11 protein-coding genes are annotated in these 12,845 nt (G+C 32.1%); 2 read left to right on the plus strand and 9 right to left on the minus strand.

Annotation, left to right across the window (positions count from 1 at the left end):
* Window positions 1-134: 134 nt before the first annotated feature.
* The 5 genes from eutC to ACJAX4_RS06795 all read right to left on the minus strand — a co-directional run bounded on the left by eutC (window position 135) and on the right by ACJAX4_RS06795 (window position 5,990).
* Window positions 135-1,013: an ethanolamine ammonia-lyase subunit EutC gene (gene eutC / locus ACJAX4_RS06775; RefSeq protein WP_435788693.1), complete on the minus strand. Its 879-nt coding sequence runs from the start codon at window positions 1,011-1,013 to the stop codon at window positions 135-137.
* A gap of 18 nt (window positions 1,014-1,031) precedes the next feature.
* Complete coding sequence (locus tag ACJAX4_RS06780) at window positions 1,032-2,396, minus strand: ethanolamine ammonia-lyase subunit EutB (RefSeq protein ID WP_435788694.1); 1,365 nt, start codon at window positions 2,394-2,396, stop codon at window positions 1,032-1,034.
* 24 nt (window positions 2,397-2,420) lie between these two features.
* Window positions 2,421-3,854, minus strand: a complete 1,434-nt coding sequence (eutA, locus tag ACJAX4_RS06785; RefSeq protein WP_435788695.1) for an ethanolamine ammonia-lyase reactivating factor EutA — start codon at window positions 3,852-3,854, stop codon at window positions 2,421-2,423.
* 161 nt (window positions 3,855-4,015) lie between these two features.
* On the minus strand, window positions 4,016-5,425 hold the full coding sequence (locus tag ACJAX4_RS06790; RefSeq protein ID WP_435788696.1) for a sensor histidine kinase: 1,410 nt from the start codon (window positions 5,423-5,425) through the stop codon (window positions 4,016-4,018).
* Window positions 5,418-5,990 carry an ANTAR domain-containing response regulator gene (locus ACJAX4_RS06795; RefSeq protein WP_435788697.1) on the minus strand — a complete coding sequence of 191 codons (573 nt, stop codon included), beginning with the start codon at window positions 5,988-5,990 and terminating at the stop codon, window positions 5,418-5,420. The genes ACJAX4_RS06790 and ACJAX4_RS06795 overlap by 8 nt, the downstream gene beginning before the upstream one ends.
* 523 nt (window positions 5,991-6,513) lie before the next feature.
* On the opposite strand from ACJAX4_RS06795, the gene ACJAX4_RS06800 reads away from it, so the two are divergent.
* The gene (locus ACJAX4_RS06800) at window positions 6,514-7,614 is read left to right on the plus strand and encodes a phosphotransferase enzyme family protein (RefSeq protein WP_435788698.1); all 1,101 of its coding nucleotides are present in this window, start codon (window positions 6,514-6,516) and stop codon (window positions 7,612-7,614) included.
* Window positions 7,615-7,632: 18 nt separating this feature from the next.
* Entirely contained in the window at window positions 7,633-8,277 is a 645-nt protein-coding gene (locus tag ACJAX4_RS06805) for a carbohydrate-binding family 9-like protein (RefSeq protein ID WP_435788699.1), read from the plus strand.
* A gap of 88 nt (window positions 8,278-8,365) precedes the next feature.
* On the opposite strand, the gene ACJAX4_RS06810 is transcribed toward ACJAX4_RS06805, so the two are convergent.
* From ACJAX4_RS06810 to ACJAX4_RS06825, 4 genes are all read right to left on the minus strand, one after another.
* Window positions 8,366-8,698, minus strand: a complete 333-nt coding sequence (locus ACJAX4_RS06810) for a hypothetical protein (protein ID WP_435788700.1) — start codon at window positions 8,696-8,698, stop codon at window positions 8,366-8,368.
* A 2-nt stretch (window positions 8,699-8,700) separates the two neighbouring features.
* Window positions 8,701-9,537, minus strand: coding sequence for an ABC transporter permease (locus ACJAX4_RS06815; RefSeq protein ID WP_435788701.1), 837 nt, complete (start codon window positions 9,535-9,537; stop codon window positions 8,701-8,703).
* Window position 9,538: 1 nt separating this feature from the next.
* Entirely contained in the window at window positions 9,539-10,459 is a 921-nt protein-coding gene (locus tag ACJAX4_RS06820; RefSeq protein ID WP_435788702.1) for an ABC transporter ATP-binding protein, read from the minus strand.
* 293 nt (window positions 10,460-10,752) lie between these two features.
* Entirely contained in the window at window positions 10,753-12,750 is a 1,998-nt protein-coding gene (locus tag ACJAX4_RS06825; protein ID WP_435788703.1) for a methyl-accepting chemotaxis protein, read from the minus strand.
* Window positions 12,751-12,845: the final 95 nt, after the last annotated feature.

Genomic DNA, 12,845 nt, shown 5'->3' on the forward strand with positions numbered 1-12,845 from the left:
ACTCTTCTGATGTGGCTCTAAATTAAAAGCCTCTACCAAATCCGGACTAACATTTGATATTATTTTCACACCTAATACCGTTGCACGAATAGCATCATATTTCATGTAATTTCCCCTCCTAATTGATTTTTTTACTATAGTTTAAGATCTACTCCACTTGCCTTTTTTTCAAGCATTATTTTTATTATTTCAGATATGTGAGCCCCAGCTTCTACTGGAGGAGTACCACCACTATGAATATTAGATACAACTGTTCTTCTAGCCTCTGGCATATTTACGGTAGCTTTATATGCTATATAAGCACTCATACTTTCTGCTGTAACAAGACCTGGTCTTTCCCCTATAAGTACACAAGTTACATCAGCTTCTACAGTTTCAGATACTACATCCATAGCTCCTACTCTACCATTCTCCACAAAGAACGGAGTTCCTACTGAAATTTTATAACCCTCAAGACCCTGTATCATAGCTGGAAGCACATCACGTATATTAGCTTCTATTGCAGCTGAACTTAATCCATCTGATACATAAATTTGTACCTGTGGCTTCATTTTGCACTTATCTTTTATAACCTTGATACCCTCTATATTTATCTTTTTTCCAAGATCTGGCCTAGTTATAAATTCATCCTTATCTTGGCACTCTGTTTTAACAGAAAATAGATTCATTTCAGTAAGAAATTCTTCTGAAACATATGAGAAAACTGAATCTTGAGCTGCCGCGTGATCTGCTCTAACTCTTAAGGCTGTTTCAGTTTTATATCTAGGGCCTGCTCTCCAAATACCTAATCTGGCTGGAGTAAATGATTTCATTTTTAAATATCCCTTAGCATCTGCTGGATTTGGAACTAAAATTTGCTTTTTTATATCTACCGTTGTAATATCATCAATAAATCCATCTTCAACCTCTACATTATTAATAATTTCGTCCTTTACTATAGAAGAATTACCTTTAGATGTCATTTCAAGTAATACTTGTTCAACTAATTTTTTCAAATCATTTTCTGATACCATTATATTTTCCTCCTCTCATTATTTAAGAAATACAGATGCATCTCCTGCTCTTTTAGTTAACTTCCCATTTTCCGTGAATCCCATTTTTTCCAACCAAACATCGAATTGTTTAATTGGCTTTAAATTTAATAAATCTCTGAGGGTTGCTATTTCATGATATCCAGTAGTCTGATAATTTAACATTATATCATCACCATGTGGCACACCCATAAAGTAGTTACAACCAGCTGTTGTAAGAAGTACAGATAAATTTTCAACATCATTTTGATCTGCCTTCATATGATTTGTGTAACAAGCATCGACGCCCATTGGAATACCAGTTAATTTCCCCATAAAGTGGTCTTCAAGGCCTGCTCTTATAACTTCCTTACTATCATATAGATACTCAGGTCCTATAAAACCAACAACAGTATTTACTAGGAATGGGTTATATCTCTTAGCAAGTCCATAACATCTTGCTTCCATAGTTAATTGGTCAATACCATGATGGCTATCTGATGATAATTCTGAGCCCTGACCTGTCTCAAAATACATTACATTAGGACCAGACCCCGTGCCCTGTTTAAGAGCTAACTGCCTTGCTTCTTCTAACATATCTGTAGTTATTCCGAAAGCTTCATTCCCTTTTTGAGACCCGGCTATGCTTTGAAAAATTAAATCTGCAGGAGCTCCACGTTTTATAGCCTCCATTTGTGTTGTTACATGAGCAAGGACACAGTTTTGAGTTGGTATTTCCCATTTGTTTTTAAAGTCCTCAAAAGTATTAAGAACTCTCATTACGTTTTCAATGGAATCATCCACCGGGTTTAGTCCTATAACTGCATCACCAACACCAAATGTTAAGCCTTCCATTACAGATGCTATAATTCCCTGTGGATTATCTGTGGTATGGTTAGGTTGAAGTCTTGCAGATAAGGTTCCCTCCATACCTATTGTTGTATTACAATGTGCAGTAATTCTTATCTTTTTCGCTGCATAAATTAAATCTAAATTTGACATTAACTTAGTTACCGCAGCTACCATCTCACTAGTAAGGCCACGACTTACCCTTTTAATATTCTCCCCAGTAGTATTTTCATCTAATATCCACTCTCTAAATTCAGATACTGTGGAATTTTTAATTCCAGCATATATCTTCTCATTAACATCATCTTGTATTATTCTTGTTACCTCATCTATTTCATACGGTACTGCTGGGCAATTTCTTAGATCCTCTAAAGTTAAGTTACTTAAAACCACCTTAGCTGCCACTCTTTCCTCCGAAGATTCTGCTGCAACTCTCGCAAGCTTATCCCCTGATTTTTCTTCATTTGCCTTTGCCATAACTTCCATTATTGATTTGAAACCGTACACTTTTCCAAATAATTTTGTTTTTAATTTCAAGATAGTTCACCCCTTTAAATTTTATTATGAATTAAATATTAGTGTTTTAATTATTACTGGAACAACCCTCCCATTTGCTAGAGGCTTACCTATGTCAATGTAATCCCCATTTTCAACATTTATAGTGTCAATACAAATAACTTCCTTCTTGAAGTCAAGCTGTTTATATAAAGTTTGTCCAAGTACCTTGCCTATATCATTTTCCACTACTAAAATAGTGGGAAAATCCTCTTTTAAAATGTCTTCCAAACCAGAAAGTAAAGTCTTCGCTAGTAATTGAATCTCTTTAAAGCTAGGATTTAGATTTCCCTTTATAGCTATAGCTACAGGTTGAAATTCATTTTCCAATTTAAACCACTCAATCTTTTCCTTTATCACCATAACCATATTTTCATGACCTGAATTTTCTTCTTCCTCTGAAAGTTTTAATATCGGTAGGTTTTTAATCGGGAACTTATCTTCTGTATAAGTTATTGTACTACCACTAATATCTGTTGTATGTGAACCAGCTCCTACCACCGTAGCTCTAATAGTTTCTATAGATTTTCTCACCTTAATTTCAGAACATAAATTTGACCTAGCAATTGCTTCTCCAAGTAATATCCCTATGTCTCCATACTTAAATACATCTTCGGTGTCCGGATTGTAAATATAATCCGCAACCCCTCCAGAGAAAGTAATATGCTCTACTTTTATATCATCGTAAATTCCTTTATTTGTGAGTATTCTTTGATAAAAGCTACTCTTTTCCCTTATATTTGCACTTTCCTCTAAAAGTTTAACCATTTCACTTACTATAATATTTAAAGCCTCCATTGTTGGCTTCTTACCTAATTCAATAGAAATATTCTTAAGCTTAATTAATTCCATTATCTTTTCAGCAACATATATAACTTCACCAGAATATTCATCAATTTTAATAAGTCTTCCACCAATGTCTAAACATCCTGTATCTAAAAGTTCCCCCTCTTTGAATACGGCTATATTAGTAGTACCTCCACCAACATCTAAGTTAATTACAGTGCAGTCTTCATCCTCAGAAATTTTATCTGCCCCTGCTCCCCTTGCTGAAATTATTGATTCTAAGTCGGGACCTGCTGTTGCTACAACAAAATCTCCTGCAAATCCACTTAGTTTTTGCAAAACTTCATTAGCATTTTGCTTTCTAGCAGTTTCACCGGTTATTATAACAGCCCCTGTTTTAACATCTGAGGGAGCTATTCCTGCAGCAATGTACTCTCCTTCTACTATTTCACGAACCTTTTCACCATCTATCTCATTTGGAGATTTAAGAGGGGTGAAGTATATCCCACTTCTATATATAATTTCTTTATCCACAATGGATATTCTAGGTATAGAAAAATCTGAGGCTAAATTTTCTATAGTTATCTTGCTAAATACCAGCTGTGTTGTTGACGTACCAATATCTATACCAACACTTAGTATTTCTTCTCTCATAATAATTCCTCTTTTCAAATATTATATAGATTTCTAGTAACATAATTAGGATCAAAAAAGACTTAAAGTTATTTTAGAAAATAACTTTAAGCCTCATTGCTTACCAAGAACACCACATTGTGTTCCCATTTCCCATATTAAATTTATAAAACATATTATGCTTAATTCTTAAAATCAAATAAAACCTTAGTTCCCCTTGAATCTGAAACTATATTAATATTCCCATTAAGCTTGTCCTTAACTATACTATTAACTATACTAAGCCCTAGACTATTTTGCCTAACATTATTGATATCATATCCTATACCATTGTCAATTACTGCAATTGTGGAATATATTTTGCTTTTTTCTATTATAAGATCTATATTTCCAAAAGGCTTATCTACAAAGGCATATTGCATAGAATTCTGAAGTAATTCATTTACTACAAGTGCTATTGAAGTTGCTTTATCAGAACTTATTTTAAAATTATCCCCAATTATATTTACTTCAATATTATTATTAACTTCATTGAAGTACCTAATAGCATTATTTTTAATATTAGTAATAACTTCTTGTATACTTACTTCATCTAGGCCTCCTTGAGACAATAGCTCATGAGTGTATGCTATACTTAAAATCCTATTCATACTTTCATTTAATGCATCTTTAGTCTGATGATTATCACTTCTTCTTGATTGAAGTCTAAGTAGACTTGCAATAGTCTGTAGGTTATTTTTAACTCTATGATGTATTTCTTTAATAACTACCGATTTCAATATTAATTCTTTCTCTTTTTCCTTCATAATTGTAATATCCTTAATCATCGTAACAAGTTTTAAATTTTTATCAGTTAGTATTACTCTTTTAACATGAAAAAATAATTTTCCTAAATGCACTTCACATTCATTGCGCTGAGGAGTGCTAATTATCTCCTTAAAGTTAACACCATCTAAAGTTATATTATCATAATCCATACCTATTAAATTATCTTTGTATCCAAGTTTTTTGTATAATATATCTGCTGTACGATTTTTAAACCTAACGACCCCTTCTTCATCAAAAATAATAACAGCTTCATCCAAATGGTCTGTTATACTATTTTCGGGGTCTGTTATAGATACTAATGTATTAGTTAACTGTTCATAAGATTCTGTCAACATTTCAATATGTTTATTCTTATTTAATTTTTCCGTTATGTCTTTCTCCACTATTAGTACCCCTATAATTTTGCCTTTGTTTTCAATAGGTGACACCGTTTGTCGTACATTCATATTCTCTTGCGTTAGAGCCTTAAGGTCTTTGGTGACTATTCCAAGATCCAATGTTCTAAGCACCGCAGGTTCATTTTCTCTTAATGCTAATTGACCTACAACAGAATTTTGATACATAGAAGGTCTATTAATAGGCTTTGCCTCAGCCACTACTATAGCTTCATCAGCTTCTCTAGTTGGACAGTCTATGAAAACATCCGCATTTACAATATCTGATAAAGATTTCATGCAAAATGACATTTGTTCTATTTTCAAAATGTCCTCTTCATCTAAATTTGTGTATTCCTTACATAACTTGTATACGTTTACGTTAATCATAACTCATTATAATAACCTCAGCAATATGCCCCATTGAACACCTTTTATTCATACTAAGTGTTCTAATCTTGTCATACGCCACTTGCTCAATAATTTCATCCCTTTGCATCAACAAACCTTTAGCTTTTTCAATGATTTTTCTTTCTTCTAACTTACTACATGTTTTTTCAATATCTTTTTTTATTTTTTCAATTTCTGCACTCTTGGATATAGCTACCTCCAAAGTTGGAATAAGTGATTTTTCATCTATGGGCTTAACTATGTATCCCATAACACCGGCTTTGGTAGCTTTTTCTACAAATTCTTTTCCACTATAAGCAGTTATTAATACTATCCCACTGGCTAAATTTTCATTTCGAATTATTTTAGCCGCGTTTAGCCCATCTAGAAGTGGCATCTTTATATCCATAAGCACTAAATCTGGTGAATGCTTTCTGCACAATGTTACTACATCAAATCCATCTGAAGCCTCTCCTACGACATTGTATCCAGTAGCTTCTAATATTTCTCTTAAATCCATCCTTGTAATAGGTTCATCATCGGCTATTACTATTCTTTTTTTCATACTTCACCTCATAAGATTAAAATGTTTTTTATAAAAACCTAAGTTAAATAAAAGCACTTAAATTTCCAAAAAATATAAGCTCCTTAAAAATATAAAAATATTTTTAAGAAGCTTCATTGCTTTCTTTAAGAGTCGCACGCCATTGTGCTTCTATAAGTTAAATTCTATACTTTTCATCCTAACTTGTCAATATAAAATTACAAAATATATACAATGTTTTTAATATTATGAAAAACTAATTTCTACATTCCTCTATCTTTACTAATTCCTGTGTATTTTTTATAGTTGCATCTATATACGTCTACGCGTTCCTCTTTTATAAACATGGTTACGCTTTTAATTATCATTATATCCACCTCCAATAAATTCCTAATAATATTATAATATAGTATAAATAGTTAAAGACAAGCTTTTTTAGGAACTTGGTTTGTCTTAAATACTATCTATACGATATCAGTAACAGAGACATCATCTACAACATATCTTGATTAGACATGATTATTAAAATTGGAGATGAACTTTTGTGAAAAGTGAGATTGAAGAACTAGCGTTACAGTTTAAATATGAAGGCTACTTTTCTAAGAGCAAGGTTTGTGGTTCAGGTCATATCAATGATACCTTTGAAGTAACCTGTATAAAGGACAATGGCAAACCGATAAGATATATATTACAAAGAATAAATACGAAAATTTTTAAATTACCTGAAGAATTAATGGAGAATATTTTTAATGTAACAACATATTTAAAAGAAAAGATAATATCTGTTGGTGGAAATCCAGAACGTGAAACCTTAAGTTTAATAGATACCATTAATGGAAAAACCTTTTATGTTAGCGCTTCAGGTGATTATTGGAGAAGCTATGCATTTATAGAAGGGGCTAAAACTTATCAGTTAGTTCAAAATTCAAAACATTTTTACAACGCAGGAAAGGCCTTGGGAAACTTTGAGCAACTATTAGCTGATTTTCCAGCAGAAAAGTTGCATGAAACAATACCTGATTTCCATAATACAAGAAAAAGATATGAAACATTTTTAGATGCTTTATCTAATAATATAATGAATAGAGCTAAGGACATGCAAAAGGAAATAGAGTTTGTGTTGTCACGTGGAGATGAGACTAATATTTTAATAAATCTTCTAAAAGAAGGAAAGCTTCCACATAGAGTTACCCATAATGATACCAAATTCAACAACATTTTGATAGATGATGAAACTGGAGAAGGTATTTGTATTATAGATTTAGATACAGTTATGCAGGGACTATCCCTAGATGATTTTGGCGATTCTATTCGTTCAGGAGCTAATCCAGCAGATGAAGATGAAAGAGATTTATCTAAGGTTTATATGGATTTAGATCTTTTCGAACATTTTACTCGTGGCTTTTTAGATGGCGTTAATCACTCTTTAACTGAAACAGAATTAGAATATATGCCTTTCGCAGCTAAGATTATAACCTTCGAATGTGGTATAAGATTTTTAACAGATCACCTAAATGGGGATACTTATTTTAGTATCGATAGAGAAAACCATAATTTAGATAGAGCAAGAACTCAGTTTAAAATGGTCACAGATATGGAAGAAAAATTTGATGAAATGAAGGCTATTGTTGAAAAATACAGTTAATTAATAGGAGATATGTTTATGCTCAAACAATATTATTGTAGAAAAACTCAAGCAAATATTGAAATTGACGGAAATTTGAACAAGGAGCCTTGGAAAAAAGCTGAAGTAGATTTCCTTGTTGAAACTCAAAATGCAAGCGAAGCTAATCTTAAATCAGAGTTTAAATCCCTTTGGAATGAAAATTTTATATATATTTCATTTAAGTGCCAGGATAATTATATAAAAGCTACCATGACTGAATATAATGATAAGCTATATGAAGAGGATGTGGTGGAAGTATTTATTGATGATAACAAGGATTTAAAAACCTATTTAGAAATAGAGGTGAATCCCTTAAATGCAGTCTTACATTATGCTATTAATAATAACCTAAAAGGTAGAAAATTCGCATTTGCTAAAGTAGATAAAACTGTAGAAACTGCTACAATTTATTATGAAGATATACAGGAGTGGCATACTGAAATTGCTATACCTATGGAAGAGTTTACGACTGCAGCAAATAATCCACCTTTACCTGGTGATTGTTGGGGTATCAATTTCTATAGAATTGATAGAAAGGAAAATAAGGAAGATGAGGAAGATGAATATTCAGCTTGGTCAGCAACGGGAAAAATAGACTTTCATATGCCAGAAAAGTTTGGAGAATTAACTTTTATAGCATAATGTACAAAGACCAAAGTAAAGATACAAATATCTTTACTTTGGTCTTTGACTTACCTTATTCACTTTTAATTCATTAATTTAACAAGTGTTATAAGTAAACTTTTGCTTTTAGTTTAACATAATCTATACCGCAGTTAGAAAATATAAGGTTAGATGCCCCTAGAATAATAGCCATTAATATATAGCCTTCTGAACTCCAGCATAAGCCTAATATCCCTATGCTAATAAAAGATACTGATATGAATAAAGATTTTATGTTTTGCAGTTTTAAAAATTTCTTCTCATTATCCATTTCATATCTAGCTATATCCTTCTTGGAGAAAATTGCAGCCATATTTATTTTATATCTATTTTTATATGTGCCTAAAAGACTCCAAATTCCTAATAATAAATATAAAATTCCTAATATAGTATAGAACATACTTAACCCCACAAATCATTAGCATCATTAGAGCTTCTATTCATACTAGAAAAATCCGTATTAACGAATGATAAAGTTGATAATGTCAAAAATACCACTCCCATAAGAAGTATTATAGTCAAAGACATAAAAGGAGTTACAATAAATCCGTTTATATCAATAGCCAACCCTTCTTTTACAAGTTGAGCATTAGTTAAGTTTGTTTTTTCCAAAACAATCATACGAAAGAAAGCAGTTGCATATGTCATTGGGTTTAAATATGCCACATACTTAAGCGTACTCGGCAACATTGATAAAGGTATATATGCACCTGAGAGAAATGTTAAAGGCATAGTTATAGCTGTTTTAACAATTTGGAAAGTTTGACCGCTTTTCACAACAGTTGCAAGGAATAATCCAACCCCTGAAAATACTAAGCCAACACAAATCATTGCCAAAATAACGTATATAGGAGTTAACCAAGTTGTAAACTCAATTCCTATAAACAAACCGATAACTGAAATTAACATACCTTGAACAGTTGAAACAGTTGTTGCTGTTAAAATCTGACCTGCAGCCACTGCTATTCTTTTAGCTGGGGAAACCAAAACCTCTTTCATGAATCCACTTACCATATCATCAACAGTTGATGATGAAAGGGTCAGTGCACTTTCGAAAACAGTTACTATTATAACCCCGGAAAGCATATATGCGATTGGGTTTTCTATAAAATCATTTTTAAAAATCGCACCGAATACATAAATAAAGAAAAGTGGAAATATAATTGAAAAAATAAGTCCTGTTCTATTTCTTACAAATGCTTTCAATCCTCTTTTCCATAAAGCAAATACCGTATTCATATTATGCCTCCTCTCTAATTTTTTTGCCGGTTATCTCTAAGAATACGTCATTGAAAGTACCTTTTTTTATTTCAATATCGGATATAACATCTTTTTGCAAACTCAAAACATGTAATAGGCCACTAATATTTTCCGCATCAACCTTATAATAGCCATCCTTTTTTACATATTCTAATTTATACTCTTCTAATAGCTTCTCAAGCTCCTGTTCATCTTCAGTTGTAATATATGCCTTATCTTTTGTATATTGTTTTTTTAAAGCATATGGCGTATCATATGCAACTATAACACCGCCATCCATAATAGCGACTTTATTACATATTTCAGCTTCTTCCATATAATGAGTTGTAAGAAATATGGTGATATTTCTTTCCTTTTGGAGTTTCGTAATATACTCCCAAATATGAGCGCGTGTTTGTGGGTCCAGCCCGGTTGTAGGTTCATCAAGGAATAGAACCTTTGGATAATGAATTAGACCACGAGCAATTTCAACCCGTCTCTTCATACCACCAGATAAGGCCCCAACCATTTTATTCCTTTCTTTAAGTAAATCAACCAGTTTCAAAACAAATTGTATTCGTTCTTCAACTTCTCTTTTGGGAATATTATAAAAAACGCAGTGCATTTTAAGATTTTCGTTAATAGACATTTTATTATCTAATGTTGCGTCTTGAAAAACCACCCCAATTGTTGACCTTACCTCACTTTTTTGCGAGCTAACATCTTTCCCATCTATTAAAAGTGTGCCAGAGGTTTTTTCGAATATTGTACATAATGTATTTATTGTAGTACTCTTGCCAGCGCCATTAGGACCTAAAAACGCAAAAATAGTACCTTCTTCTACTTCAAAAGAAATATCATTTACTGCTGTGAAATCACCATATTGCTTAGTGAAATTTTTTACTTCAATTATTGAATTCATTTATTCACTCCTAAAAATTATTTATTTATAGTTATCCAAATAAGGATAAGCGTACTTGCATATATTATATAAACCCTGCGCATAACTGGCCAATAAGCCTTGTAATTAGCCCAAAAAAATATAACAATTGATTATACCATAAATGCAACCAAAATAAACTATGTCCACTCCTGGAAACTTATTTTAAACATTCATTAGACTCTATTAATTTTGTACCAATAAAAAAAAGTGTAGCTTTCACTACACTTTTAGCATCATATTTATCAGAAAGTTTTTTATTTTAATGTAGTGAACTAAATTTTAAACTTTGTTACAGATCCATCTAAACCAGAAATATATTCAGAAAGTTTTTCAATATTGTCGCACATAGTATTTATGAGAGCATGTTGCTCCTCTAAAGATGCGGTAATCTCCTGGGTAGATGAAGAAGTTTTTTCAGAAATGACTCCCATATTTTTCATAATATTTCCTATTTGATCTTTATCATCTGCAATTGACTTCATTTTTGTATGACTATTCTTTATAAATACGATGTTATTATCAACACTTTCTTTTATTGTGCCAAAGTCAATAAATATATTTGCGTTTATTTGATCTCTATTTTCCGCTATGGATATTAGTTGGGCTTTTACATCTGTAAACTTCTGCCCTCCTTGCTGTACAGTTGCTATTAGACCTTCAATTTCTTTAGCGGCAGTAGCTGATTGTTCTGCTAGTTTTCTTACTTCGTCAGCTACCACTGCAAATCCTTTACCTGCTTCCCCTGCTCTCGCCGCTTCTATAGCTGCGTTTAATGCAAGCATATTAGTTTGCTGTGATATCTTTGATATAACATCAGTCATGACATTTATATTTGTAGTACTTTTGTTGTAGGCGTCAATAATATCATAAATTTCAATAAAATTTTCCTTGTTCTTGCTTTCTATTTCCTTTAAATTATTTAGATTTTCAAAGCTTTTATTTATTACATCTTTTGTTGTGCTTGTATTCTTATTTAAGCTATTAATATCAGAAATAGTATCATCAAGCTTTCCAGAAAATCCTTCTAAAAAATCTGCTCCGGAGTTTATACTATTTGTAAGCGAAATTGATTCAGATGCTATTTCCTGCGATGCTACGCTTATTTCATTAGAAATAGATTCCACATTTTTTGATGAATTTTTAAGATCATCAGCAAACACTTGTACCTTTTCCGTGGTATCAAATACACGTCCAATTATTAATTTGAGTTCCTTAACCATTGCGTTAAAGCTTGTAGCTAACTGTCCTATTTCATCCTTGCTTCTTATATTTACATCTGAGGTAAGGTCTCCTCCTGATACTACCATTGTATGGTTTTTAAGTTTAGCAATTGGTTTTACCAAGCTTTTGGCTAATATAACAGCTAAAACCATTGATATTATCATAGAAATAATAAGGGCAATTCCAAATCCCCACAAAAGCTTACTTAGTGCCTTAGTAAACTCCGCCTTAGGTATTGCAAATCCAAAAGTCCATTTAGCTGTATTTACAGGTGCATAGGTAAAATATTTGGTTGCATTGTCATAATCAGCTTGCTTTTCTATTCCACTTACACCCTTTTTTATATTTTGACCCATAGACTTGAATCTACCATCTAATATGGTCTCTATACTAAAAATGCTTTCATCTGTAGGTTGAAAGCCCTTATTTGGATGAACTATATAATTGTTACTACTATCTAACAAAAAAGCATAGCTTTTGTCTCCTAATTTTGCTTCTTGAACTATCTCTGTAAGATAATCTACGTATATGTCTGCCCCCACTACTCCTGAAACTATTCCATTCTTCTTTATGGGGCTTGCTATAGTAATAACCATTTTCTTTGTGGTGACATCTAAATAAGGATCCGTATAAATCAGTTTTCCAGAAGCCATAGCAGCTTTGTACCAATCCCTTTCAGTGCAATTATAGTCTGCGTCTGGCACCCATCTATCCCCTGAAACAAATTTTTCATCATTAAATCCCACATAATAGCAAAGAATATATGGATTTGGTTTTTGCTTTGCCTCGAAATAGTCCATAAGATAGTTTGAATCATAATTATTATAGTATTCCAAGTCATTACCCATTTCTTCAATCATTTTCCCCTGAGATTGCATCCACCCATTTATCTCTTCTGCATATTTTTCGGAAGAAATCAATGCCTTTTCTGTGGACTCGTTAAGGACTATACCGTATGATATGTAATAGCTAACAACCATTGAAAGTAGTAAGCAAAATAGACATACCAAAGATACAACCATCCCGAACTTTACTTTTAAACTTTTCATTACCCCACCCCTTATTATTTTAAGTATATACAAAAACTTCAAGTCTCATTATTTTGTCATATTACTATATATAACCATAATTCTACAAACATTCA

Source organism: Clostridium sp. (assembly GCF_051278035.1).
In the GTDB taxonomy this organism is placed as follows: Bacteria; Bacillota; Clostridia; order Clostridiales; family Clostridiaceae; genus Clostridium_AD.

Bases quoted from the DNA above. Each gene is read 5' to 3' on its own strand.
- ACJAX4_RS06825 (WP_435788703.1), bottom strand. From the start codon at position 12,750: ATGAAAAGTTTAAAAGTAAAGTTCGGGATGGTTGTATCTTTGGTATGT.
- ACJAX4_RS06790 (WP_435788696.1), bottom strand. From the start codon at position 5,425: ATGATTAACGTAAACGTATACAAGTTATGTAAGGAATACACAAATTTA.
- eutA (WP_435788695.1), bottom strand. From the start codon at position 3,854: ATGAGAGAAGAAATACTAAGTGTTGGTATAGATATTGGTACGTCAACA.
- ACJAX4_RS06820 (WP_435788702.1), bottom strand. From the start codon at position 10,459: ATGAATTCAATAATTGAAGTAAAAAATTTCACTAAGCAATATGGTGAT.
- ACJAX4_RS06810 (WP_435788700.1), bottom strand. From the start codon at position 8,698: ATGTTCTATACTATATTAGGAATTTTATATTTATTATTAGGAATTTGG.
- ACJAX4_RS06815 (WP_435788701.1), bottom strand. From the start codon at position 9,537: ATGAATACGGTATTTGCTTTATGGAAAAGAGGATTGAAAGCATTTGTA.
- eutC (WP_435788693.1), bottom strand. From the start codon at position 1,013: ATGGTATCAGAAAATGATTTGAAAAAATTAGTTGAACAAGTATTACTT.
- ACJAX4_RS06795 (WP_435788697.1), bottom strand. From the start codon at position 5,990: ATGAAAAAAAGAATAGTAATAGCCGATGATGAACCTATTACAAGGATG.
- ACJAX4_RS06805 (WP_435788699.1), top strand. From the start codon at position 7,633: ATGCTCAAACAATATTATTGTAGAAAAACTCAAGCAAATATTGAAATT.